Annotated in this window: 20 protein-coding genes and 1 tRNA gene; 10 read left to right on the forward strand and 11 right to left on the reverse strand. The window is 72.1% G+C overall.

All coding sequences use genetic code 11. The features are described 5' to 3' along the window. Positions 1-115: 115 nt before the first annotated feature. The 6 genes from thrB to argS form a co-directional block, all read right to left on the reverse strand. On the reverse strand, positions 116-1,030 hold the full coding sequence (gene thrB, locus AAEP80_RS13585) for a homoserine kinase (RefSeq protein WP_420366874.1): 915 nt from the start codon (positions 1,028-1,030) through the stop codon (positions 116-118). A 74-nt stretch (positions 1,031-1,104) separates the two neighbouring features. Continuing rightward, positions 1,105-2,184 carry a threonine synthase gene (gene thrC, locus AAEP80_RS13590; protein WP_413601773.1) on the reverse strand — a complete coding sequence of 360 codons (1,080 nt, stop codon included), beginning with the start codon at positions 2,182-2,184 and terminating at the stop codon, positions 1,105-1,107. Between the two features lie 70 nt (positions 2,185-2,254). After that, positions 2,255-3,562, reverse strand: coding sequence for a homoserine dehydrogenase (locus AAEP80_RS13595; protein ID WP_402728885.1), 1,308 nt, complete (start codon positions 3,560-3,562; stop codon positions 2,255-2,257). A gap of 29 nt (positions 3,563-3,591) precedes the next feature. Then, complete coding sequence (gene lysA / locus AAEP80_RS13600; protein ID WP_420364788.1) at positions 3,592-5,016, reverse strand: diaminopimelate decarboxylase; 1,425 nt, start codon at positions 5,014-5,016, stop codon at positions 3,592-3,594. 93 nt (positions 5,017-5,109) lie between these two features. Beyond that, the gene (locus AAEP80_RS13605) at positions 5,110-5,871 is read right to left on the reverse strand and encodes an LmeA family phospholipid-binding protein (protein ID WP_420364789.1); all 762 of its coding nucleotides are present in this window, start codon (positions 5,869-5,871) and stop codon (positions 5,110-5,112) included. A gap of 104 nt (positions 5,872-5,975) precedes the next feature. After that, on the reverse strand, positions 5,976-7,640 hold the full coding sequence (gene argS / locus AAEP80_RS13610) for an arginine--tRNA ligase (RefSeq protein ID WP_420364790.1): 1,665 nt from the start codon (positions 7,638-7,640) through the stop codon (positions 5,976-5,978). Between the two features lie 69 nt (positions 7,641-7,709). Between argS and AAEP80_RS13615 the strand changes: the two genes are divergently transcribed. Next, complete coding sequence (locus tag AAEP80_RS13615; protein WP_402728888.1) at positions 7,710-8,318, forward strand: hypothetical protein; 609 nt, start codon at positions 7,710-7,712, stop codon at positions 8,316-8,318. A 58-nt stretch (positions 8,319-8,376) separates the two neighbouring features. Here the strand turns inward: AAEP80_RS13615 and AAEP80_RS13620 are convergent, their stop codons facing one another. Then, a complete protein-coding gene (locus AAEP80_RS13620; protein ID WP_420364791.1) occupies positions 8,377-9,105 on the reverse strand; it encodes a gamma-glutamyl-gamma-aminobutyrate hydrolase family protein in 729 nt (242 codons plus the stop codon). A 91-nt stretch (positions 9,106-9,196) separates the two neighbouring features. Between AAEP80_RS13620 and AAEP80_RS13625 the strand changes: the two genes are divergently transcribed. The 4 genes from AAEP80_RS13625 (at position 9,197) to AAEP80_RS13640 (ending at position 15,656) form a co-directional block, all read left to right on the forward strand. Then, positions 9,197-9,268, forward strand: a tRNA-Arg gene (locus tag AAEP80_RS13625). A 63-nt stretch (positions 9,269-9,331) separates the two neighbouring features. Next, complete coding sequence (locus AAEP80_RS13630) at positions 9,332-10,378, forward strand: Gfo/Idh/MocA family protein (protein ID WP_420364792.1); 1,047 nt, start codon at positions 9,332-9,334, stop codon at positions 10,376-10,378. 44 nt (positions 10,379-10,422) lie between these two features. Then, complete coding sequence (locus AAEP80_RS13635) at positions 10,423-14,346, forward strand: Pls/PosA family non-ribosomal peptide synthetase (RefSeq protein WP_420364793.1); 3,924 nt, start codon at positions 10,423-10,425, stop codon at positions 14,344-14,346. Beyond that, positions 14,343-15,656, forward strand: a complete 1,314-nt coding sequence (locus tag AAEP80_RS13640; RefSeq protein ID WP_420364794.1) for a M1 family metallopeptidase — start codon at positions 14,343-14,345, stop codon at positions 15,654-15,656. The genes AAEP80_RS13635 and AAEP80_RS13640 overlap by 4 nt, the downstream gene beginning before the upstream one ends. Here the strand turns inward: AAEP80_RS13640 and AAEP80_RS13645 are convergent. Continuing rightward, positions 15,653-16,240: a 4'-phosphopantetheinyl transferase family protein gene (locus AAEP80_RS13645; protein ID WP_420364795.1), complete on the reverse strand. Its 588-nt coding sequence runs from the start codon at positions 16,238-16,240 to the stop codon at positions 15,653-15,655. The two genes, AAEP80_RS13640 and AAEP80_RS13645, sit on opposite strands and share 4 nt — an antisense overlap. Positions 16,241-16,348: 108 nt before the next feature. After that, a complete protein-coding gene (locus tag AAEP80_RS13650) occupies positions 16,349-16,552 on the reverse strand; it encodes a hypothetical protein (protein WP_144765352.1) in 204 nt (67 codons plus the stop codon). A gap of 211 nt (positions 16,553-16,763) precedes the next feature. Here AAEP80_RS13650 and AAEP80_RS13655 point away from each other — a divergent pair, with 211 nt between their 5' ends. From AAEP80_RS13655 to AAEP80_RS13675, 5 genes are all read left to right on the forward strand, one after another. Further along, a complete protein-coding gene (locus AAEP80_RS13655) occupies positions 16,764-18,755 on the forward strand; it encodes a TPM domain-containing protein (protein WP_420364796.1) in 1,992 nt (663 codons plus the stop codon). Between the two features lie 64 nt (positions 18,756-18,819). Further along, a complete protein-coding gene (locus AAEP80_RS13660) occupies positions 18,820-19,545 on the forward strand; it encodes a PspA/IM30 family protein (protein ID WP_402728895.1) in 726 nt (241 codons plus the stop codon). Positions 19,546-19,600: 55 nt separating this feature from the next. Then, positions 19,601-20,422, forward strand: a complete 822-nt coding sequence (locus AAEP80_RS13665; protein WP_420364797.1) for an arginase family protein — start codon at positions 19,601-19,603, stop codon at positions 20,420-20,422. A gap of 57 nt (positions 20,423-20,479) precedes the next feature. Beyond that, a complete protein-coding gene (locus AAEP80_RS13670) occupies positions 20,480-21,883 on the forward strand; it encodes a dihydrolipoyl dehydrogenase family protein (protein WP_420364798.1) in 1,404 nt (467 codons plus the stop codon). A gap of 3 nt (positions 21,884-21,886) precedes the next feature. Further along, positions 21,887-22,243 carry a Fe-S oxidoreductase gene (locus AAEP80_RS13675; protein ID WP_420364799.1) on the forward strand — a complete coding sequence of 119 codons (357 nt, stop codon included), beginning with the start codon at positions 21,887-21,889 and terminating at the stop codon, positions 22,241-22,243. A gap of 285 nt (positions 22,244-22,528) precedes the next feature. Here AAEP80_RS13675 and AAEP80_RS13680 read toward each other — a convergent pair whose 3' ends face one another. Together AAEP80_RS13680 and AAEP80_RS13685 are read right to left on the reverse strand one after the other, a co-directional pair. Next, a complete protein-coding gene (locus AAEP80_RS13680; RefSeq protein ID WP_413601760.1) occupies positions 22,529-23,320 on the reverse strand; it encodes an ABC transporter ATP-binding protein in 792 nt (263 codons plus the stop codon). Between the two features lie 20 nt (positions 23,321-23,340). Continuing rightward, positions 23,341-24,234 carry a siderophore-interacting protein gene (locus AAEP80_RS13685; protein WP_281264773.1) on the reverse strand — a complete coding sequence of 298 codons (894 nt, stop codon included), beginning with the start codon at positions 24,232-24,234 and terminating at the stop codon, positions 23,341-23,343. Positions 24,235-24,256 lie beyond the last annotated feature (22 nt).

Below are 24,256 nucleotides of genomic sequence, written 5' to 3' on the forward strand. Positions count from 1 at the left end.
GCACGGGTGGGCAAGCGCAGTGCATCGGCCGCCGTTCAGACGACGGGCCGGGAATCGGTGATCTGAGGGAGATCACACCTGGGGTCGGAGATCCCCTGCTGGCTGTTCAGCCGCGCTAGGGGCGTTCTTCGTGGACCGCCGGGTGCGGCACCACTGTAGCACCACCCAGATCGACGGCCAGCATGAGCGGGCGCCAGGTGGATTCGGCGTGTCGTTCCACCAGCCCGGCGGCGGTGAGACGCTGCGCGGGATCGCTCCCGAGCACCAGCAGGCTCGGCCCGGCACCGGACACGACGGCGGCGAGCCCGTGCTGCCGGAGCAGCCGGATGAGCGCGTCGGTCTCCGGCATCGCGCTCGCCCGGTACGTCTGGTGGAGCCGGTCCTCGGTCGCAGCGAGCAGGAGTTCCGGGCTCTGGATGAGCGCCGCGACGAGGAGTGCCGAGCGGGACACGTTGAACGCGGCGTCGGCGTGCGGCACGCTGGCCGGCTGCAGGGACCGCGCGAGCTTGGTCGACAGCGTCGAGGTCGGCACGAAGACCACCGGCGAGACGCCGCGGTGCACCAGGAGTCGCTTGTACGCGGGGCCCTCTGCGGTCATCCACGCGATGGTGAGCCCGCCGAAGAGTGCCGGCGCGACGTTGTCCGGGTGCCCCTCCATCTCGGTCGCGAGGGTCAGCAGGGTCGACGCGTCCAGGTCGACGACGCCCTCGAGCAGTCCCCTGGCCGCCATCAGCCCGGCGACGATCGCGGCGGCGGAGGACCCCATGCCGCGGCCGTGCGGGATCGCGTTCACCGCGTGCAGCTCGAGCCCCGGCTGCTCGACGCCCGCGTGCTCGAGACCACGCCGGATCGCTCGGACCACGAGGTTCGAGTCGTCGGTCGCGACCTCGCCAGCACCGACACCGTCGACCGTGACGGTCGCACCCGGCTCGGGCCGCACACGGACCTCGACCTCGTCGTACAGGGACAGCGCGAGGCCGAGCGAGTCGAACCCCGGCCCGAGGTTGGCGGATGTCGCCGGCACCCGCACGCGGACCGCCCGTCCGGCCGGTACAGCGTTGCGGGCGGTGACGCCCCCGTCCGGCCCGGACGAGCGGTCGGTGCTCACTGCGCGCCGGCCAGTCCGAGCACGTCCGCGACCGCCGCGGTGTCGACCGGGACGCTCGTCGGCGTCACGTCGCTGCCGTCCTCGGTGCGGAGGGCCCACTGCGGGTCCTTCAGACCGTGGCCCGTCACCGTGATGACGACCGTCGCGCCCTTCGGGATCTGCCCGGCGTCGGCACGCTCGAGGAGCCCAGCGACACCGATGGCCGATGCTGGTTCGACGAAGACGCCGACCTCGGCCGACAGGATGCGGTGTGCGGCGAGGATGCCGGCGTCGGTGATCGCACCGAAGTAGCCGTCCGTCTCCTCACGCGCTTCGAGGGCGTACTTCCACGAAGCGGGGTTGCCGATGCGGATCGCCGACGCGACCGTCTCGGGGTGCTCGACGACCGCGCCGTTGACGATCGGCGCCGAGCCGGCAGCCTGGAAGCCGAACATGCGCGGCATCTTGGTCGAACGACCGGCGGCGACGTCCTCGCGGTAGCCGCGGGAGTACGCCGTGTAGTTGCCGGCGTTGCCGACCGGCAGGAAGTGGAAGTCCGGCGCGTCGCCGAGGACGTCGACGACCTCGAACGCGGCGGTCTTCTGCCCCTCGATGCGGTCGTTGTTCACGGAGTTGACGAGGTGCACCGGGTAGTTCGCGGCGAGGTCGCGCGCGATGTCGAGGCAGTCGTCGAAGTTGCCCTGGACCTGCAGCAGCTGGGCGTCGTGTGCGACGGCCTGGCTGAGCTTGCCCATCGCGATCTTGCCCTCGGGGACGAGCACGGCGGCGGTGATGCCCGCGTGCGTCGCGTACGCGGCGGCCGAGGCGCTCGTGTTGCCGGTCGATGCACAGATGACGGCCTTCGCGCCGTGCTCGACGGCCTTCGAGATCGCCATCGTCATGCCGCGGTCCTTGAACGAGCCCGTCGGGTTCATGCCCTCGAACTTCACGTAGACGTCCGCGCCGGTGCGCTCAGACAGCCGCCGCGCCGGGATGAGCGGCGTGCCGCCCTCCCCCAGCGTGATGACGGGCGTCGCCTCGGTCACGTCGAGACGGTCGGCGTACTCGCGCAGGACTCCCTGCCACTGGTGGGCCATCAGGGTTCTCTCTCTGTCTGGTGCTTCGGGGCTGGTGGAACGGGGGCGGTGCTGGTCGGGACGGTGCTGCTCAGGCGCCGACGACGCGGAGCACGCTGGCGACGTCGGTCACGGTCGCCTCGCCACGGAGGGCTGCGACGGTGTCGGCGAGGTCGGACTCGCGTGCTTCGTGCGTGCCGATCACGAGGGTGGCGGTGCCGCCCTCACCGTGCGCGCTGGACTGCTCGACGGTCTCGACGCTGACGCCGTGCTTCGCGAGCACGCCCGCGACGGTCGACAGCACGCCGGGGGCGTCCGTCACGTGCAGGGTGATCTGGTAGCTCGTCCGGACGGTGCCGATCGGGAAGACGGGCAGCGCGGACTGCGTCGACTCGGCGACACCGGGGCCGCCGATCACGTGCCGACGAGCAGCGGAGACCAGGTCGCCGAGGACCGCGGAGGCGGTCTCGACACCACCGGCACCCGCGCCGTAGAACATCAGGTCGCCGGCGGCTTCTGCCTCGACGAAGACGGCGTTCTTCGCGCCGTGGACGCTCGCGAGCGGGTGGGTGTCCGGGACGAGCGCCGGGTACACGCGGGCGCTGACGCCTTCACGACCGTTCTCGTCCGTCAGGCGTTCGCACGTCGCGAGGATCTTCACGACGTAGCCGGCCTTGCGCGCGGCACGGACCTGCTCGATGGTCACCGAGGTGATGCCCTCGCGGTGCACGGCGGCGAGCGGCACCGAGGTGTGGAACGCGAGCGACGCCAGGATCGCGGCCTTCTGCGCGGCGTCGTAGCCCTCGATGTCGGCGGTCGGGTCGGCCTCGGCGTACCCGAGCTCCGTCGCGGTGGCGAGAGCGTCCTCGAACGTGGCGCCTTCGCGGTCCATCAGGTCGAGGATGAAGTTCGTGGTGCCGTTGACGATGCCCATGATCCGCTCGATGCGGTCCCCCGCGAGCGAGTCGTGCAACGGGCGGATGATCGGGATCGCCCCGGCGACGGCGGCCTCGTAGTAGAGCTGCGCGCCGACCTGCTCCGCCGCGGCGAAGAGCTCGGGGCCGTGCGTCGCGAGGAGCGCCTTGTTGCCCGTCACCACGTCGGCACCGGACTGCAGCGCCTGCAGCACGAGGGTGCGTGCCGGCTCGATGCCGCCGATGAGCTCGACGACGATGTCCGCGCCGAGGATCAGCGAACCGGCGTCCGTGGTGAAGAGCTCCCGCGGGAGATCGACGTCGCGCTGGGCGTCGACGTCACGGACGGCGATGCCGACGAGCTCCAGGCCGGCGCCGGCGCGCGATGCGAGCTCGTCGCCGTGCTCGAGGAGGAGTCGCGCGACCTGCGAGCCGACCGAGCCGGCTCCGAGCAGCGCGACGCGGACGTTGCGGTATTCGATCATGTGGTGCGTGTCTCCGGGATCTCGGGGGCTCACCGCGCGGCACCGGCTGCGGCCGCAGGCGACACCCCGGTGTCGCGGGCGAGGAGGTCGTCGACCGTCTCACCACGGACGAGGATACGGGCTCGGCCGTCGGCGACCGCCACGACCGGCGGGCGACCGACGTGGTTGTAGTTGCTCGCGAGGCTCCAGCAGTAGGCACCGGTCGCCGCGACCGCCAGCAGGTCGCCGCGGTGGACGTCCCCGGGGAGGTACTCGTCGTGGACGACGATGTCCCCGCTCTCGCAGTGCTTGCCGACGACGCGGGTCAGCACCGCATCGGCGTCGGAGGTACGAGCCAGGCGCGCGGTGTACTCGGCGCCGTAGAGGGCGGGACGTGCGTTGTCGCTCATGCCGCCGTCCACCGACACGTAGGTGCGCGTCGCCTGGTCGCGCCCGTCGGGGGTCTCGAGCGTCACGGGCTTGATCGTGCCGACTCGGTAGAGCGTGAGCCCCGCCGGCCCGACGATGTACCGCCCGGGCTCCACGGCGACCTCCGGCACGGGGATGCCGCGCTCGGCGCAGGCATCCGCCACGATCGTCGCGAGGGCGTCCGCCACGTCCTCCGGTTCGAACGCCGAGTCCGCCTCGGTGTAGTCGATGCCCCACCCGCCGCCGAGGTTGAGCTCCGGCACCGGACCGGACTGCACGAGCGTCGCGTGCACGTCCATCAGACGACGAGCGGCTTCACGGAAACCGGACTCGTCGAAGATCTGCGAACCGATGTGCGAGTGCAGCCCGACGAACGCCAGGGACGGCAGGGATCGGATCGTCTCCGCGGCGGCGACCGCCTCGGTCAACGGGATGCCGAACTTCTGGTCTTCCCGAGCGGTCGCGAGGTACTCGTGCGTCGAGGCGTGCACCCCACTGTTGATCCGGATGCGGACACGCTGGACGACTCCGGCGGCGGCCGCTGCCTCGGCGACCCGCTGCACTTCTTCGTGGCTGTCGAGCACGATCGTCCCGACACCGACCTGCACCGCGCGGGCGATCTCGGCGTCGGACTTGTCGTTGCCGTGGAACCCGAGCCGACCGGGGTCGACACCGCCGGCCAGGGCGACCGCGAGCTCTCCCCCGGTGCACACGTCGACGCGGAGGTCTGCCTCGGCCATCCACGCGGCGACCTGGGTCGTGAGGAACGCCTTGCCCGCGTAGTAGACGTGCGCCGTCGTGCCGATGCGACCGAACGCCTCGGCGAAGGCGTCGCGCACCCGGACCGCGCGGGACTGCACGTCACGCTGGTCGACCACGTAGAGCGGCGTGCCGTACTCGGCCACCAGGTCGTCGGCGGACACGCCGCCGACCGCGAGCGAGCCGTCGTCCGTCCTGGTCGCGGAGGCGGGCCAGATCCGCGCGGTCAGCGCGGAGGCGTCCGTCGGGAACCGCAGCCGCGGCGGGGCAAGTGGGTTCTCGCTCACGAGACCCGATCCTACCGAGCCGGGACGGGCCTCCCGGCCTGCGTTACGCCGCTGTGGACAAAACCCACTAGGGAGAAAACCACTGCGCAGCAGTCAGCACGTTCCGGTGGTCTGGAGGCCCTGCTCGCTGAGCGGCAACTCGTCCGCCGTGACGCGCACCGTCGCGTGCGCCGCGGTCACGTCGAGCGACCGGACCCGCAGTGACTCCGGGAGGAACTGCGCCGTGCACACCGACACGGGCGTGTTCGTCACCCCGGGGATGTCGTCCACTTTGAGGTCGAGTGCCGAGTTCGTGATCCTGACCGTCTTCGGGGTGATCGTGATGCCCTTGCCGTCGCTCTGGGCGACGACGGAACCGCGGGCCTCGTACGAGATGTCGTACCCGAGCACCGCGGTCGTGCCGGACAGCTGCACGCCGCCGTCGACGAGCGACATCCGGTCGAACAGTGGGCTGTACTTCGACAGGTCCTTCACGCTCGACGCCGCGAGCGTCACGGTGCCGTCCACGTCGTGCACGGCACCGGCACCGTCGATCGGTACGTCGTGCGCCGTGACGTCGGCGGCGAGCGGGACGCCGTCGACGGTGATCTTCCTCGACGAGATCTCGACCTCGTCGAGGGAGCCGCCGATCAGCTGCGGGATGAGGACGCCGTTCGCGTGGGCGTCGACCGTCCCCTCGGTCCCGGCGGGCAGGGACTGCTCCACCTGCTGCGCGATCATCCGGTCCACGACGCCGCGGAGCACGAACTCGGCGATGACGACGAGCGCGGCGAGCACGACCACGATGCCGATCACGACGATCGTCAGGGTGCGGCCGCGGCGGCGCCGCTTCGGGGTGTCGGTTGCGGTGGACATGCGTCCCACCTTGCCAGCGTCCCCCGGCAGCCCGCCTGGAGGCTCGGCGCGGGTCGGGCGCATGTGTCGCGTCTGGCGCGTGGTGCGGAATGCTCCCGCGGAGGCTACATGCGCTCGGGGGCGCTCACGCCGAGGAGCCCGAGGCCGTTGCGCACGACCTGGCCCGTGGCGTCGTTCAGCCAGAGCCGCGTGCGGTGCAGGTCGGTCACGTCCTCGTCCCCGAGCGGCGTCACCCGGCAGGCGTCGTACCAGCGGTGGTACAGGCCGGCGAGCTGCTCGATGTACCGCGCGATGCGGTGCGGCTCCCGGAGCTCGGCGGCCTGCCGGACCACGCGCGGGTACTCGGCGAGTGCCCCGAGGAGCGCACCCTCGGTGTCGTGCGTGAGGAGCGACGCGTCGAACGCCGAACGGTCGACACCGGAGGCCGCGGCGTTCCGCGCGACGGACTGCGTGCGGGCGTGGGCGTACTGCACGTAGAACACCGGGTTGTCGCTGGTGCGCTTGGTCAGCAGGTCGAGGTCGATGTCGATCGCGGTGTCGATCGCGAACCGCACGAGCGCGTACCGGCCGGCGTCGACACCGACTGCCTCGACGAGGTCCTCCATCGAGACGATCGTGCCGTTGCGCTTCGACATCCGGAACGGCTGGCCGTCCTTCAGCAGGTTGACCATCTGGCCGATGAGGATCTCGAGGTTCTTGCCCGGCTCGTCACCGAACGCGGCGCACATCGCCATCATGCGGCCGACGTAGCCGTGGTGGTCGGCGCCGAGCATGATGAGGTTCCGCTCGAACCCGCGCTCGCGCTTGTCGAGGTAGTACGCCAGGTCGCCGGCGATGTACGCGGGCTCCCCGTCGGACTTGATGACGACGCGGTCCCGGTCGTCGCCGAAGTCGGTCGTGCGGAGCCACTGGGCGCCGTCGGCCTCGTACATCTGGCCCTGCTCCTGCAGGCGTTCGATGGCGCGTTCGACGGCCTTCGACTCGTGCAGCGAGTTCTCGTGGAAGTAGACGTCGAAGTCGACGCCGAACTCGTGGAGCGACTGCTTGATGTCGGCGAACATGAAGTCCACGCCCTCACGGCGGAACATCTCCTGCGCCTCGTCGCGGGGGATGTCGCGGACGTCCCCGTCGAAGGTGGCGAGCACGCGGGCCGCGATCTCGGCGATGTACGCGCCGCCGTAGCCGTCCTCCGGTGCCGGTTCCCCGAGCGCCGACGCGACGAGCGACCGGGCGAACCGGTCGATCTGGCTGCCGTGGTCGTTGAAGTAGTACTCGCGGGTGACGAGGCCACCCTGCGCTTGGAAGACCCGGGCGAGGCTGTCGCCGACCGCCGCCCAGCGGACACCGCCCATGTGGATCGGTCCGGTCGGGTTCGCGGACACGAACTCCAGGTCGATGCGCACACCGTCGTACAGGTCGCCGTGCCCGAAGGACTCGCCGGACTCCACGATGGTGCGGGCGATCTCGCCGGCCGCCGCGGCCTCGAGCGTGATGTTGATGAAGCCGGGGCCAGCGACGTCCACCGAGGCGACACCGTCGAGTTCGGTCAGCTCGCCGGCGATCTCGGTCGCGAGCTCCCGCGGGTTCGTGCCGAGGCGCTTCGCGAGCTGCATCGCGGCGTTCGACGCCCAGTCGCCGTGCGCCCGGTTCTTGGGGCGCTCGAGGGCGACGTGCGACTCCTCGACGGTCACGGTGTCGGACGCGCCTCGGCGCTCGACGATCCCGGTCAGGATCGACAGGTACGCGGCGGAGAGTTCGGCAGGAGTCACGGCGCACGAGTCTACCGGGCGAGCGAGGACCCACCGGTCGCACCCGGCGACGTGCAGCATCATGTCCGCATGACCACCCGACGATCCGCCCGGGCGATCAGCGTCGCCGCGCTCGCCGTCCCCGCAGCCCTCGTGCTCGCCGCCTGCTCCGGCGGCGACTCCGGCGGGTCCCCAACGCGGACCCCGACGACGGCTCCGAGTGCGAGCGCCACGGCCGCCCCGATCGGCAAGCGCATCAGTCAGACGTGCGCCGAGCTCGTGCCGGACACCACCTTCGCCGTGTACGGGAAGCAGTTCGAACTCGACGCGTCCGCGACCCCGGAGAAGGGGTCGGCAGCGGCGAAGATCGCGCAGCAGCGCGGCCGCGTCTGCGTCTTCCACGAGGTGACGGACGAGTCCATGACGATCACGCTGGCCGTCGCGGACCTGCCTGAGAAGTCGCTCACGAACCTCAAGGACGCACTCTACGAACGCGGCGGGTCGGTGCCGACCTACCGCGTGGAGGGGTACTTCGCCCTGACCGACGACGTCGGCCGTGCCGACGCGTTCGCCGACCCGTACTGGATCACCACGTCCTCGACGCTGTTCACCGAGCCCGGCTCCGCCCAGCCGGTCGTCGATGCCGTCCGCCAGGCCCTCGCGCCGGCCGCCTCCTCGACCGCGACTCCGGCAGGCTGACGCGGGTCGGACCGACTGGAGGCGCGGTGCCGGACCGCCACGAGCCTCCCGTCGGTCGTCAGTCGCGCGACGGCAGCATCGCGACCAGCAGGTCGCGGAGCGCGGTGCCACGGGCACCGGAGTCCTCCGGGTGCCACTGCACCGCCCAGAGCGGCGCAGTCTCGTGCTCGACCGCCTCGACCGTGCCGTCCGGCGCGGTGGCGACCACGCGGAGTCCGTTGCCGACCCGGCCGACCGCCTGGTGGTGCGACGACCGCACGTCGAGCTCCTCGGATCCGAGCGCCGCTGCGAGCCGACTGCCCGCCGCCACCGACACCCGGTGGTCGACCATGCTCTCCGCGGGGTCTCCCGTCGCCACGTGCCCGCCGTGCTCGAGGTGCTGGACCAGGTCGCCGCCCAACGCCACGTTGATCACCTGCATGCCACGGCAGATGCCGAGCGTCGGCAGCCCGTCCGTGACCGCCGCCCGGACCGCCTCGATCTGCGCGAGGTCGGCGACGGCGAAGTGCTGGCCGCGCCCCTCGTAGTCCTCGGGGCCGCCGTAGTGCGCCGGGGCGACGTCCTCGCCGCCCATCACGAGCACGCCGTCGGCGTCCGCCAGCGCCCGCCGCAGTCCAGCGGGCCCGAGCTGCTCGGCGGCCACCCGACGCGGCTCCCACCCCGCTGCGTGGGCGACCTCGACGGCACGCCTGGTCAGCGTCGTGAGGGCGTCGTGGAACGCGGGATCGTGTCGGTCGGCGTCGCTGACGTCGACCACGGCGAGGACGGGACGCGCTCCTGGCTGCATGGGACGATCTTGGCGGAAGTCGGGCACGCCCGGGGTGCAGCCGGTGGTCCCGGGGCGGGGTCGGGACCTGCTACGGTTGTTCCCACCCAGGGCCCCCATAGCTCAGGGGATAGAGCACTGCCCTCCGGAGGCAGGGGCGGAGGTTCGAATCCTCCTGGGGGCACAGTGACATCCCCGCCGTGGTCACCTCCGATGCTGAGCGCACCATTCGCGGTAGCGTCCGTGCATGTTCTCGTTTCCGGTGCACACCGCTGAGCCGCTCCGAGGCGGGCCGACACTCCGCTGGGGTGTGATCGGGCCCGGCAAGATCGCACACGACTTCACGAGCACCCTGCACGCGAACTCCGATCAGCGCGTCGTCGCCGTCGGGTCCCGCTCCCCCGAACGCGCCGCGGCATTCGCCGCCCGACACGGGGTCGACGGCGTGCACGGCTCGTACGAGGCACTCGTCGCGGACCCCGCGGTCGACGTCGTCTACGTCGCCTCCCCACACCCGCAGCACCTCGGACACGCATTCCTCGCGATCGCCGCCGGCAAGCACGTCCTCGTCGAGAAGCCGATGACGACCTCGGCCGCGGACACCAGACGCCTCGCCGACGCGGCCCGCGGCGCCGGGGTGCTCGCGATGGAGGCGATGTGGACCAGGTACCTCCCTGGAACCACCGTCATCGCACAGCTCATCGCGGACGGTGTCCTCGGCGACGTCCACCTGGCGACCGTCGACGTCGGCTGGCCGCACGAGCCGGACCCGGCAGACCGAATGTTCGATCCGGAGGCCGGCGGAGGCGCGCTCCTCGACGCCGGCGTCTACGGCCACTGGTTCGCCCGCTTCGCCACCGGTGCCCCGGTGACCAGCCGGACGACGGGAGCGGTCTCGGATCGCGGGGTGGACCTCCAGTCCGTCACGGTGTCGACGGCCACCGGCGGCGCGCAGTCCGTGGTGACCACGTCGATGACGGCGTGGACGCCCGGCCTCGCCGTCGTCGCGGGCACCGATGCGACCGTTCGGTACACCGACCACTTCGTCTTCCCCGCCTCGTTCGTGCTGCACCACGCGGCCGGTGAGGACCGGTGGTCCGAACCGACCGGGCTCCGCGGCAGGCAGGGTCTGGCGTGGCAGGCGGCAGCGCTCGCACGGTACGTCGCGGACGGTCGGACGGAGTCGCCGCTGCACGGGCTCGACGACTCGATCGGGCTCGCGACGGCGCTCGACGACGCCAGGGTCGCCCTCGGCGTCCGGGGTGTTTCCGAGCACGACACCTCGGCCCCCTAGGATCACCGGCCGGTCGACCAGTCCACGACCGGGAAGAGGACGCGATGCCCATCGTCACCGGGAACCCGCAGCGGGAACTCGCCCGCGGCGACCTCGCCGCCGACCCGCGGACACTGCTCGACGTCCTCACCGCGACCGCGGACGCGCACCCGGAGGCCCTCGCGCTCGAGGACCCGGACGGGACGATCGACTACCGGACGCTCGTGTCGCTGGTGCGCGAGCGAGCGGACGACCTCGCGGCCCGCGGTGTCCGGCGGGGCGACCGGGTGGGCATTCGCATCCCGTCCGGCGGCCGTGACCTGTACCTGTCCATCCTCGCGGTGCTCGCTGCCGGCGCGGCGTACGTGCCCGTGGACGCGGACGACCCCGAGGAGCGCGCGACGCTCGTGTTCGGCGAGGCCGGCGTCGTCGGCGTGATCGGAGCGGGCGGGGTGCTGCGCACCCGCGACGGCGCCGCGATCCCGGTCGGCGACGACGGGGACCAGGCGCCGACGGCGGCTCCGACCGTCGACGACGACGCATGGATCATCTTCACGTCCGGCTCCACCGGCGTCCCGAAGGGCGTCGCGGTCACCCACCGTTCCGCGGCGGCCTTCGTCGACGCCGAGGCGCGGATCTTCCTGCAGCGCGCACCGATCGGGCCGGGGGACCGCGTGCTCGCCGGGCTGAGCGTGGCGTTCGACGCGTCCTGCGAGGAGATGTGGCTCGCGTGGGGGCACGGCGCGTGCCTGGTGCCGGCGCCCCGCTCCCTCGTCCGGACCGGCGTGGACCTGGGTCCGTGGCTCATCGTGCACGGCATCACCGTCGTGTCCACCGTGCCGACCCTCGCGGCGCTCTGGCCGGACGACGCCCTCGAACAGGTCCGCCTGGTGATCTTCGGCGGCGAGGCATGCCCGCCGGAGCTCGCCGCCCGCATCGCCTCCAGGGACCGCGAGGTCTGGAACACCTACGGTCCGACCGAGGCCACCGTCGTCGCCTGCGGCTCCCTGCTGGACGGGTCGGCACCGATCCGCATCGGCCTGCCCCTCGACGGCTGGGACCTCGCCGTCGTGGACCCGGCGGGCGCCAGGGTCGCGCCGGGCGAGGTCGGCGAACTCGTCATCGGCGGCGTCGGACTCGGCCGGTACCTCGACCCGGCGAAGGACGCCGAGAAGTACGCGCCGTTCCCGTCGCTCGGGTGGGAGCGCGCGTACCGGAGCGGCGACCTGGTCCGGTACGACCAGGAGGGTCTCGTGTTCCAGGGTCGTGCGGACGACCAGGTGAAGCTCGGCGGCCGCCGCATCGAACTCGGCGAGATCGACGCCGCACTGCAGGCCCTCGACGACGTCGCGGGCGGTGCCGCCGTCGTGCAGCGGACCCCGGCGGGCAACCAGGTCCTCGTCGGGTACGTCGCCCCCGTCGCCGGTGCGACGATCGACACCGCAGCAGCGAACGCCAGGCTCCGCGAGGAACTGCCTGCGGCCCTCGTCCCGTTCCTCGCCGTCGTCGACTCCCTGCCCACCCGGACGTCCGGCAAGGTCGACCGTGCCGCGCTCCCCTGGCCGTTGACCGGTCCCGCCGGCGGCGACACCGCGGTGCTCCCGCCGACGGTCGCCTGGATCGCCGAGCGCTGGACCGCGATCCTCGGCGTGCCCGTCACCGGCGAGGACGACGACTTCTTCGCCCACGGCGGCGGGTCCCTGACGGCCGCGCAGCTCGTGTCCGCGATCCGTGAGCGCTACCCGACGACGACCGTGGCCGACGTGTACGACCACCCGCGGATCGGCGCGCTGGCCGATGCGCTCGACGCATCGGGACCGGTCGCCGCCGCCTCGCGCGACGTCCGTCCGACACCGCCGGCGACGGGGCTGACCCTCACGCTCCTCGGCCTCCCGGTGCAGCTGCTCCGCGGCCTGCGGGTCCTGACGTGGACGGCGCTCGTCGCCGGGGTGCTGCACGTCACCACGCTGCCGTTCCTGCCGGCACTCCCGGTCCCGGTGCTGGTGCTCGCACTGCTCGTGTTCGTCACCCCGATCGGGAAGATGGCGCTCACCGTCGCCCTGGTCCGGCTGGTGCTGCTCGGCGTCCGACCGGGAGACCACCCGCGCGGCGGATCGGTGCACGTCCGGGTCTGGCTCGCGGAACGGATCGCCGAGGCCGTCGACGGCCCGTCCACCGCCGGGGCCCCGTGGATCAGCTACTACGCCAGGGCCCTCGGTGCGACGATCGGCCGCGACGTCGACCTGCACACGCTGCCGCCGGTCACCGGCATGCTCACGATCGGCAAGCGTGCGTCGATCGAGCCCGAGGTCGACCTCGCTGGCCACTGGGTCGACGGCGATGTGTTCCGACTCGGGCGCGTCCAGGTCGGCGCGGACGCGGTCGTGCACAGCCGGTCGACGCTCATGCCTGGCGCAGCGGTCGGCGCGGGTGCCGCGATCGAGGCCGGCTCCGCCGTCGCCGGGCAGGTCCCGGACGGGGAGCGCTGGGCGGGATCGCCGGCCGAACGCGTCGGCTCGGCCAGGCACGACCGGGAGGCCCGTCCCCCGGCCCGACGTCGATGGCTCGTCGCGTACGGGGCCGGGTCGGTGGCCGTGGCCGGTCTGCCGGTGATCGGCGTCGCGGTCGGCCTGCTGGTCGCCGTCGCGATCGTCGGCCGTGCCCCGTCGCTCGGTTCCGCCGTGCTGCACGCCCTCGCCGTGGTCCCCCTCGCGACGATCGTGGCCGGCGCGGTGTACGCCGGGCTCGTCGTGGCGGTCGTCCGGCTGCTCGGGATCGCCCTGCACGAGGGCAGGCACCCGGTCCGCTCCCGGATCGGGTGGCAGGCGTGGTGCACCGAGCGGGTCCTCGACGCGGCACGGACGCTGCTGTTCCCCCTGTACGCGAGCCTGGTGACGCCGCTGTGGCTCCGGCTCCTGGGTGCCAGGGTCGGTCGCAACACCGAGATCTCCACGGTGCTCCTCCTGCCCTCCCTCACGCAGATCGCATCCGGGGCGTTCCTCGCCGACGACACCATGGTCGCCACGTACGAACTCGGCGGTGGCCGGGTCACCATCGGGAAGTCCAAGGTCGGGCGTCGCGCGTTCCTCGGCAACAGCGGCATGACCGGCGCCGGGCGCAACGTCCCGCGCGAGGCGCTCGTCGCGGTGCTCTCCGCCGTGCCGAAGAAGGCCAAGCGCGGGTCGTCGTGGCTCGGCTCCCCGCCGGTCCGGCTCCGACGTGCCGCGACGACGTTCGACGAGGAGCGCACCTTCCGTCCGCCGGCGCGCCTCCGTGTCGCCCGCGGCTGCTGGGAGGTGCTGCGGGTGCTCGCACCGATGGTCTCCGCGGCGATCGCGCTCGGTGTCGGCGCCTCCCTCGTCGCGCTGTGGTCGGCCGTCGGGATCGGGTGGACGGTCCTCCTCGCCGCGCCCGTCCTGATCGTCGCCGGAGCCGTTGCCGCGATCGTGTCGACGATCGCGAAGTGGGCGTTCGTCGGGCGGATCACCGCCACGGAACACCCGCTCTGGTCGTCCTTCGTGTGGCGGAACGAGGTGCAGGACACGTTCGTGGAGACCGTCGCACGGCCGTGGTTCGCCGAGCAGGCGACGGGGACGCCGGCGTTGGCGGCGTGGCTCAGGAGCCTCGGCGCGACGATCGGGCGGGGCACCTGGCTGGAGACGTACTGGCTGCCGGAGGCCGACCTCGTCACGATCGGTGCCGGGGCGACCATCGCGCGCGGCACCGTCGTGCAGACGCACCTGTTCCACGACCGCGTCATGCAGCTCGACGAGGTCCGCGTCGACGCTGGCGGCACCCTCGGGCCGCACAGCGTCGTCCTGCCCGCCGCCGGGATCGGCCCGGGAGCCACCGTCGCACCCGCGTCCCTGGTGATGCGCGGCGAGCAGGTCCCTGGCGGCACCCGCTGGGCAGGGAACCCCATCGCGCCGTGGGAGGACTCCGCCTGGGATGGGTCGTCCGCCCGCGTGGCAGACTCGACGGCACCGTGAAGCCGACGAACGCAGCCGACCCGTACACCCCGCACAGTGGAGACCGTCGTTGGCGTGCCGACCACTACGAGCTCCGGCTCGACTACCGCGTCGCGACGAATCGGCTCGACGGCACCGCGACGATCACCGCGACCGCCCTCGAGGACCTGGACAAGGTCGTCGTCGACCTGCACGGGCTGTCGGTCGACCGGGTCGACATCGACGGGCAGCGTGCGCGGAAGACGACCACCGCCGTCCACAAGAGCACGGTGACGCCGGCGACCCCGATCGCGTCGGGCACCGAGTTCACGGTGCACGTCCGGTACCGCGGCACCCCACGACCGCTCAGGAGCCCGTGGGGCCAGATCGGCTGGGAGGAACTGACCGACGGTGTCATCGTCGCCGCCCAGCCCACCGGTGCGCCGTCGTGGTTCCCGTGCAACGACCGACCGGACGACAAGGCCACGTACCGCTTCGAGATCACGTGCGAGACCGGGTACGACGTCGTCGCGAACGGCGAGCTGCTCGGCAAGGAGCGCACCGGTCGCGGCACCAGGTGGACGTACGCGACGACCGACCCGATGGCCACCTACCTGGCGACCGTGCAGATCGGGCGCTACCGGACGCACGCGCTCCGCGGTGCCGACGTCCCCGTGACGCTGCACCACCCGGCCGACCTGGCCGCTGCGGCGAAGACCGACTTCGGGCAGGTGCCGGACATGCTCGCGCTCTACGCCGACCGGTTCGGGCCGTACCCGTTCCCCGCGTACGGCGTGGTCGTGACCGACGACGAACTCGAGATCCCGCTCGAGGCCCACGGGCTGGCGGTCTTCGGCCGGAACCACGTCGACGGTGAGCACGGCACCGATCGACTCATCGCCCACGAGCTCGCCCACCAGTGGTTCGGCAACTCCGTGACGCTCGGACGGTGGCGGGACATCTGGCTGCACGAGGGCTTCGCCTGCTACGCGGAGTGGCTCTGGTCCGAGCACCGCGGCGGTGACGACGCCGATCGACTCGCCGACGAGCACCGCGCCGGCCTGCTCGACCAGCCGCAGGACCTCGTCGTCGCGGACCCCGGGCCGAAGGACATGTTCGACGACCGGGTCTACAAGCGCGGCGCACTCGCACTGCACGCACTGCGTCGGACCATCGGCGACGACCCGTTCTTCGCCGGGCTGCGCACGATCACCGAGCGACACCGCCACGGCACGGTCGCGCCGTCCGACGTGCTGGACGCATTCGCGACGGCGTCCGACCGATCGGTGACGGCGATCGACGCCGTCGTCGCACCGTGGATCGACGACCCTGGAGTCCCGGAGCTCCCCTAGCGGCGGTCCTCGAGTTCCAGCGGCATCCCGTCCGCTGCGACGGCGAGCACGAGGTCCTCCTCGAGGCGCACGACCGAGACCGCCTGCGCCACCCCCTCGAGGACGGCCGACGCGGTCGTCACGTCGACGTCGACTGCGCCGGGGTCGACACGCATGCCTCTCCCGTCGCGCTTCAGGACGGCTTCCTTGCCCGCCCAGCACGCCGCGAGGAGCGCCGCATCACCCTCGGACCGCGCACGCTCCCCCGCCGTGAACGCGTCGAGGCGTGCCGCGGCCACCCGTCCGATACGCTCCACGTCGACGCCGAGCGCTGCAGGACCGACCGCGAGTGCGACGGCGCCGTCCGTCCGCGACAGGCTCACGCCGACGATCCGGTTGTTCGCTGCCCGGTCTTCCACCACTGCCCACGGCCGCCCGTGCGCGGTGCTGCCGCAGTGGGCGCACCGGCGCCCGCCGCGAACCGTCGTGGGGTCCGCTCCGGTGACCTCCGCGACGAAGGCGAGCAGGGCCTCCCGGTCGGCCGCCCGCGTCACGCCGGGCGCGCTGACGCGCACCGACACGGTCTGGAGGCCCGGATCACCCACACATGCACCTTACGGCGGCGCGTCCCGACGTCCTGCGAACACAGCGAGACACCGCCGGATGCGGCGGTGTCTCGGAGGTCCTGCGGTGTCTCGGTGAGTCCGCGGTGATCAGGCGTGCGTCAGGGCGATGAGCGCGACGTTCATCGTCGAGTACAGCCCCTCTGAGCGGGTGGCCTGACGCACGCGTCCGCGGAGCACCTCGTAGCGGCCGTCGTGCTCGCGCACGAACCCGATCACCCCACTGGCGGGCGTCGAGACGCGGTGGAAGCCGTCCTCGAGCGGGACTACTTCGGTGCTGGTCGTTCGTTCCATCGTCGACCCCTTTCGTCGTCGAAACGGTCACCGCGGATACTACCCCGATCGGGGGACAGACGGTGTCCCCCGTGAGTGTTCTCCACAGGTGCGACGCTTCCCGGACGAGTGCTGCGCTGCCTGGATAGACTCCGGGCGACGGCGCCGTTCCGCGGCGTTCCGGGGATCCACCGGGACGATCGGGACGGTGCCGCCGACGGACGGAGGACGGATGCGAGCGGTCCAGGGCGGATCGAGCAGGATCGGGTCGACCACGGGCAGGGGGACGTCCAGGCGCTGGGCAGCGCGACTCGCTGCGGCGACGATCACCGCCCTGCTGGTGCTCGCGCCGGCGACCGCGGCTCGGGCGACCGCGCCGGTCGACCTCGACGGCGCGTACGTCCTCGACGACGCCGATGCGCTGACGTCGTCGCAGCAGTCCGACGTCGAGCAAGCGGTCCAGGACCTCTACTCGGAGACGAAGACGCAGCTCTACGTCGTGTTCGTGCCGGAGTTCACGGATCCGACCGACCATGGCGCATGGGGCGACGCGGTGATGAGCAAGAACCAGATCCAGAACGACAGCATCCTGCTCTCGATCGCGGTGGACGAGCGCAACTACGACGTCCAGCAGACCAACGAGACCTCCATCAGCTCCGGCGACGTCGAGTCAGCCGTCAACGACGACCTGCTCCCCAAACTCAAGGCGGACGACTGGGCAGGGGCCGCCACCGCCTTCGCGAACGGACTCGCCGAGACGCAGCAGCCGCCGAACCTCACGTGGGTCTGGATCCTGCTGCTCGTCGTGGTGGTCGCGATCGTCGTCATCGTGCTCGTGATCCGGACGCGGAACAAGCGGAGGACCGCCGCCGCGACCAAGGCGCAGCAGGCGTCCCTGGCGGACCTCGAGCGCACAGCGGGTGCCGCGCTCGTGACCATCGACGACGAGCTCCGGACCGCTGAACAAGAGGTCGGCTTCGCGACGGCCCAGTTCGGCCCCGACGCCGCGAAGCCCTTCGCCGATGCCGTCGCAACCGCGCAGAAGAACGTCCGCAAGGCGTTCACGTTCCAGCAGCAGCTCGACGACGAGATCCCGGACTCCCCCCAGCAGCGAGCCGACTGGTCGAACCAGATCATCGCGATCTGCGAGCAGGCCCATGCCGCGATCGAGGAACAGACCGACTCGTTCGACAAGCTCCGATCGCTGGAAGACGGCGTCGAGGCGGCGGCCGTGTCGCTCGGCGAGGCGGTCCGCGCGGCCCCGGCGACGGTGACCGAGGCGGCTGCATCGCTCGAGCGGATCAGGAGCACCTACAGCGGCCGCACGCTCGCGACCGTCGCCGACAGTGTCGGCCAGGCGCGCCAGGTCCTCGAGTACGCGACCGAACGATCGCAGGCAGCAGACGCCGCCATCGCGAACGGTGACAAGGGCCAAGCCGTCGTCGCCGTCCGGGACGCCCAACACGCGCTCGCGCAGGTGCAGCAGCTCAGCGCGTCGGCGACCGGCGCAGAGGCGTCGTTCCGCGAAGCGACCGCTCGGGTGGACGCGATGCGCCTCGACATCGAGGGCGACGTCGCGGCGGCCCGCGCCATGAAGACCGGCGGACCCGACCTTGCGTCGGCCGTCGTCACGGCGGAGACGGTCCTGCGAGAACGCCTCGACCCGAAGGACCCGATCGCCGCCGTCGACGCGCTGACGCAGGCGAACACCGCCATCGACGCCGCGCTCGCCTCCGCCCGCGGTGCCGAGGAGCAGAACCAGCGCGCGATGCAGGCGCTCGACGCGGCGCTCCGCGACGCCCGGACCAGGATCAGTCAGGCGCGCGAGTTCATCTCGCTCCGTCGTGGTGGCGTCGGCCCGACGGCACGGACCCGCCTGTCCGAGGCGGAACGGGCACTCGACGACGCGGTCCAGCTCGCCACCACCGACCCGCAGCGGGCGCTGCAGGCGGCCCGCGCCGCCGAGCAGTACGCGGCGGCGGCGATGGACGAAGCCGGCAACGACATGGGCGGGTGGCCCGGCGCAGGCGGCGGTGGTGGCGGGAACGGCGCCCAGCTCGGCGGCCTCGTCACCGGCATCATCCTCGGCGGGCTCCTCGGTGGCCGCGGCGGCAGCTACGGCGGCGGGTCGTTCGGCGGGGGCGGTTTCGGCGGCGGAGGCGGGGGCTTCGGCGGAGGCGGAGGCGGAGGCGGCGGAGGCTTCTCGGGCGGAGGTCGCTTCTGAGCTGATCCGCTGAGTCGCACCACCTCGCACGGCACAACCACCATCCCAAGAAGGGGAAACAGCAATGGCAAAGCAGTCGATCTTCGGTCGCATCTCCACGCTCGTCCGGGCGAACATCAACCAGCTCATCGACAACGCGGAAGACCCGCAGTTGATGCTCGACCAGCTCGTGCGCGACTACACGAACAACATCGCGGACGCCAAGAGCGCGGTCGCCCAGACCATCGGCAATCTCCGCCTGCTCGAACAGGACAACGAGGAAGACGTCAAGGCCGCGCAGGAGTGGGGCCAGAAGGCACTCAACGCATCGGCAGCGGCGGACAAGTACCGCGCAGCGGGCAAGACCGAGGACGCCGACAAGTTCGACAACCTCGCGAAGATCGCGATCGGCAAGCAGATCGCCGCCGAGCAAGAGGTCAAGGACAACGCCTCCCCGCTGGCCACCCAGAACGAGCAGGTCGAGAAGCTCAAGACCGGCATCACGAACATGGAGCAGAAGCTCGAGCAGCTGAAGTCCAAGCGCGACAGCCTGGTGGCGCGTTCGAAGACGGCCGAAGCCCAGTCGAAGGTCAACGACGCGATCGGCAACATCGACATCACCGACCCGACGAGCGACCTCAACCGCTTCGAGGAGAAGGTCCGCCGCGAAGAGGCGAAGGTCATCGGTCAGCAGGAACTCCAGTCGTCCAGCCTGGACTCCCAGTTCGAGAGCCTCGAGGACGTCGGCAAGGACGCCGAGGTCGAGGCGCGTCTCGCCGCGCTGAAGTCCGGCGGCTCGTCGACGCTCTGAGCTGAACCGGCCACGCACTGCGGACGACGCCGGACCCGCCTGACAGACTGAGGAGATGCAGTTCCTCGTCGTCGGTCAGTGGCAGGGTTCGGCGTCGTCGCGTGCGATGCGCCTCGGCGACGGTGCCGCAGCCATAGCAGCCGATCTCCCCCGCACCGCGACCACCGTCGTCGACGTCCCGACCGGGGCCGGCGACCGACTCGAGACCGCGCTCGCTCGCTACACCTCCGTGCTCCACGTCGCGGAGCGCGTGGCGGAGGAGACCGCGATCGCATCCGAACCGGTGCTCGTCATCGGTGGCGACGGGTCGAGCGCACTCGGTGGCAGCGTCGCCCTCGAGCCAGGCACCGCGTTCGTCCGGATCTCGGGGTCGAGTGGCTACCGGGCGCTGAACCGTGCCCAGCCGATCGCCGCCGAGACCGCTGCGCTCCGGATCCTGGTCGACCGTCCGACCGAGCTCTTCCCGTCGCTGCCGACCGTCGCTCCCGCGTCCGTTGTGCTCGCCGGCACGCGGGGCATCGACGAGGCCGAGGCAAACGCCGTCACGAGGGCGGGCATCGCGCACCTCGACGTCGACGCGGCCACTCCCGACGCGATCGCCGCCGCCGTCGAGGCGACCGGTGCCGACTCGGTCTACGTGCACGTCGACCTCGACGTCCTCGACCCGTCCGAACTCGACGGGCTCCTGGAACCCGTTCCGTTCGGCATCGACGGTGCGGCGCTCGTCGAGCGGATCCAGGCCGCCACGCGCGGACGCCGGCTGGTCGGTGCAGCGCTCACCGGCTTCGCGCCGGTCGACCCGGACCGTGCCGTGGACGACATGGGCGTCATCCTGCGGGCCGTCGGCGCCCTGAGCGCGGCCGCCCGGGTGGTGTAGCCCGGGGGACGACCCGCACTCGGTCCGGTTCATGCCGCTCCGCGTACGCTCGGCCGCATGACGGACTACGACCTCATCGTGATCGGCGCCGGCGCTGTCGGCGAGAACGTGGCGGACTACGCCCACAAGCGCGGCCTCTCGGTCGCGATCGTGGAGGCGGAACTCGTGGGCGGTGAGTGTTCGTACTGGGCGTGCATGCCCTCGAAGGCGCTCCTGCGCAGTGGCCACGCACTCGCGGCGGCGAAGCGGCTCGCCGGTTCGGCAGAGGCGGTCACGGGTTCGCTCGACGCCGCGGCGGTCCTCGCACGACGCACCTCATTCACGAGCGACTGGAAGGACGACGGGCAGGTCTCCTGGCTGGAGTCCGCCGGCATCGACCTCGTCCGCGGCCACGCCCGCATCACCGGCCCGAAGACCATCGAGGTCGACGGCACCACCCACACCGCCGGTGCGGCCGTCGCCGTCGTCACCGGCTCGCTGCACGCGCTGCCGGACGTCCCAGGGCTCGCGGACGCGAAGCCGTGGGGCACCCGGGAGGGCACGAGCGCCCGGTCGGTGCCGGAGAGCCTCCTGGTGATCGGTGGCGGCGTCGCCGGCACCGAGCTCGCGACCGCGTGGGCGTCCCTCGGCGCGAAGGTCACCCTCGTCGCTCGCCATGGGCTGCTCGGTGGGATGGAGCCCTTCGCCGGCGAACTCGTCGCCGACGCCATGCGCGAGTCCGGGATCGACGTCCGCACGGGCGTGAACCCGACGCGCGTCGACCGTGACGAGCACGGACTGGTCACCACCACCCTCGACGACGGCACCACGGTCATCACCAGCGAGGTCCTCGCGGCAACCGGGCGCACGCCGCACACCGCCGACCTCGGACTCGAGTCCATCGGGCTCACCGCGGGTGACTGGCTCGACGTCGACGACACGATGCTCGTGACGGGGACGGACTGGCTGTACGCCGTGGGCGACGTCAACCACCGCGTGCTCCTCACCCACCAGGGCAAGTACCAGGCGCGTGCCGCCGGCGAGGCGATCGCCGCGCGGTACCAGGGCACGCCGCTGCACACCGAGCCGTGGGGCGCGCACGTCGCCACCGCTGACCACGCCGCGGCACCGCAGGTGACCTTCACGGACCCGGAGGTCGCGAGCGTCGGCCTGACCGAGGCAAAGGCGAAGCAGCAGGGGCTGAACGTCCGCGCCGTCGAGTACGAACTCGGGAACATCGCGGGCGCCGCCCTGCAGGCGGACGGGTACACGGGGCGCGCGAACATGGTCGTCGACGAGGACCGCGGGGTCGTCGTCGGCATGACCTTCGTCGGCCAGGACGTCGCGGAGATGCTCCAGGCCGCGACGATCGCGGTCGTCGGAGAGGTCCCGCTCGACCGCCTGTGGCACGCCGTCCCCGCGTACCCGACGATGAACGAGATCTGGTTGCGCCTCCTCGAGACCTACGGCCGCCCGGAGTAGCGGATGCGCAACCCGCTGCTCGACTCCCCCGTGTCGTGGGCGGGCTGGGCGTTCGCGACACTCGTCGGGTTGTCGATCGGCGTGCCGCTGTCGACCGGCCCGATCCGCCGCGTCGACGGGCTGATCGTGTGCTCTGGGCTGCCGCGGTGGGTGTTCCGGCGCGGCGGCACGTGCGTCGGGTCGGTGTACCTCACCAGGGACAACGACGGCGACCGGGTGCTCCGGCACGAACGCGTCCACGTGTCGCAGTGGCGCCGGTACGGCATGCTCATGCCGATCCTGTACGCGATCGCCGGCCGCGATCCCCTGCGCAACCGCTTCGAGATCGAGGCGGGCCTGGAGGACGGCGGCTACCGCTAGTCCGCCCGCGCCTGCGCCCGCACCCGCCCGCGAGTGCCCGCGAGTGGTCGTGACTCGCCGCTCGCGTTCGTCGAGCGGCCATAAACTGTCGCCCGGCCGGGCGTACGACGACGATCTTCGACCACTCGCCGAAGCTGAGCGGGGTGTTGTGGCCAGTCGGGGCACACCAGTCGGGGCACACCAGTCGGGGCACACGTGGACACGGGCACACACCGCGCCGTGCATCTCGACGCGAGCGCGGCGGGACCAGGGTGAACGCGGAGCGAACGCGGCGCGCAGCGCGCCTCAGCGCGGGCGGCGCGGGACCACGAGGGGCGTGCCGGTCTCGGGGTCGGGGACGACCACGCACGGCAGCCCGAAGACGTCCTCGACGAGGTCCGCCGTCAGGACCGACGCGGGCGGACCGGACGCGACGATCGACCCCGCCCGCATCGCGATCACGTGCGTGGCGTACCGCGCGGCCTGGTTGAGGTCGTGCAGCACCGCGACGACGGTCCGACCGGCCGCGTGCAACGTCGACGCGAGCTCGAGCACGTCGTACTGGTGCGCGATGTCGAGGAACGTCGTGGGTTCGTCGAGCAGGACGATGTCGGTCTCCTGCGCGAGCACCATGGCGATCCACACCCGCTGCCGTTGCCCACCTGAGAGCTCTCCGACTGCCCGGTCGGCGAGCGACACCGTGTCCGTCTGCTCGAGGGCCCGCTGCACGGCGATGCGGTCGGAGCCGGACGTCGGGTGCAACAGATCCTGGTGCGGGAAGCGTCCGCGGGACACGAGGTCGCGGACGGTGATCCCGTCGGGGGCGATCGGGGTCTGCGGCAGCATCGCAACGCGGCGCGCGACGGCCTTCGGGCGGAACGACGAGATGGGTGCACCGTCGAGGTAGACCGTGCCGGCGGTCGGCTTGAGCGTCCGCGCGAGCGACTTCAGCAGCGTGGACTTCCCGCACGCGTTCGGTCCGACGATGACGGTCAGCTCACCGTCGGGGATGTCGACGTCGAGTCCGTCCACGACGACCCGGTCGTCGTAGGCGAGTGTCAGACCCCTGGCGCCGAGCGCGGTGGCCGGAGCAGCCACCGCCGACGGAGCCGCGGCGCTCAGTTCTCGGCCTTGCCGTGCCGCCAGTACCCCATGAACGCGACCTGCTTGCGGTCGAGCCCGACGCCACGCACGAGGTGCCGCCGGAGCTCCTTGATGCACCCGGCTTCCCCGGCGATCCAGGCGTAGAGCTGCGAGTCGGTCACGGGCGGGATGTCCCAGAGGACCTGCTGGTCGACGTCCACGTCCACCAGCTCGTCCGAGGAGGAACAGGCACCACCGGCCACCGCCGTCGACGCCCACGCGTGCACCTGGTCCGTCATCCGCACGCCGTGGGATGCGCCGTTCCGGGCGATCCAGCGGACCTCGACCCCGGCGGGCGCGGTGACCGGCAGCCGGTCCGCGTCGGTCGGGACCTCGATGAAGACGTGTCCGACGGTGCTGACGTCGAGGGCTTCGAGGATCGCGCAGATGGCCGGAGCGGCGGTCTCGTCGCCAGCGAGCAGGATCCGGTTCGCGGAACCGGGCGCGAACTCGGCGGCACCCGTCGGCAGCTCCGCCGGTGACGACGGCACCGCGGGCCCGACGATCCGGAGCTCGTCGCCGACCCGGCACGACGACACCCAGCGCGACGCGGGACCGGCGTCGCCGTGGGCGACGAAGTCGATGTCGAGCTCGTGGGCGTCCGGGCGGAACGAACGCACCGTGTAGGTGCGGAGCGGGTTCCGCGCCTCGTCGGGCAGCGCACGCCAGGCCGCATACCAGTCCTCGCCGTCCGGCAGGTCCGTGAACCCGAGCCCCGGGATCGGCAGGACGACCTTGATCCGCTGGTCGAGCCCGACCGAGGAGAACGCACCGAGCTCGTCACCGGTCAGCGTCACCCGGACGAAGTGCGGGGTGAGCGAGGTGACGGCTGCCACGCGGACGGAGAAGACACGGTACCGGGCTGCCACGGTTCGAGTATGGCATGCCTTA

It is taken from the genome of Curtobacterium sp. L3-7 (genome assembly GCF_048756585.1).
Taxonomy (GTDB): domain Bacteria; phylum Actinomycetota; class Actinomycetes; order Actinomycetales; family Microbacteriaceae; genus Curtobacterium.

Excerpts from the sequence above, each read along its gene's own strand:
- thrC (WP_413601773.1), bottom strand. The coding sequence starts at position 2,184 with ATGGCCCACCAGTGGCAGGGAGTCCTGCGCGAGTACGCCGACCGTCTC.
- AAEP80_RS13595 (WP_402728885.1), bottom strand. The coding sequence starts at position 3,562 with ATGATCGAATACCGCAACGTCCGCGTCGCGCTGCTCGGAGCCGGCTCG.
- AAEP80_RS13615 (WP_402728888.1), top strand. The coding sequence starts at position 7,710 with ATGACCACCCGACGATCCGCCCGGGCGATCAGCGTCGCCGCGCTCGCC.
- AAEP80_RS13670 (WP_420364798.1), top strand. The coding sequence starts at position 20,480 with ATGACGGACTACGACCTCATCGTGATCGGCGCCGGCGCTGTCGGCGAG.
- AAEP80_RS13630 (WP_420364792.1), top strand. The coding sequence starts at position 9,332 with ATGTTCTCGTTTCCGGTGCACACCGCTGAGCCGCTCCGAGGCGGGCCG.
- AAEP80_RS13660 (WP_402728895.1), top strand. The coding sequence starts at position 18,820 with ATGGCAAAGCAGTCGATCTTCGGTCGCATCTCCACGCTCGTCCGGGCG.
- AAEP80_RS13635 (WP_420364793.1), top strand. The coding sequence starts at position 10,423 with ATGCCCATCGTCACCGGGAACCCGCAGCGGGAACTCGCCCGCGGCGAC.
- AAEP80_RS13650 (WP_144765352.1), bottom strand. The coding sequence starts at position 16,552 with ATGGAACGAACGACCAGCACCGAAGTAGTCCCGCTCGAGGACGGCTTC.
- AAEP80_RS13655 (WP_420364796.1), top strand. The coding sequence starts at position 16,764 with ATGCGAGCGGTCCAGGGCGGATCGAGCAGGATCGGGTCGACCACGGGC.
- AAEP80_RS13620 (WP_420364791.1), bottom strand. The coding sequence starts at position 9,105 with ATGCAGCCAGGAGCGCGTCCCGTCCTCGCCGTGGTCGACGTCAGCGAC.
- AAEP80_RS13675 (WP_420364799.1), top strand. The coding sequence starts at position 21,887 with ATGCGCAACCCGCTGCTCGACTCCCCCGTGTCGTGGGCGGGCTGGGCG.
- AAEP80_RS13665 (WP_420364797.1), top strand. The coding sequence starts at position 19,601 with ATGCAGTTCCTCGTCGTCGGTCAGTGGCAGGGTTCGGCGTCGTCGCGT.
- AAEP80_RS13605 (WP_420364789.1), bottom strand. The coding sequence starts at position 5,871 with ATGTCCACCGCAACCGACACCCCGAAGCGGCGCCGCCGCGGCCGCACC.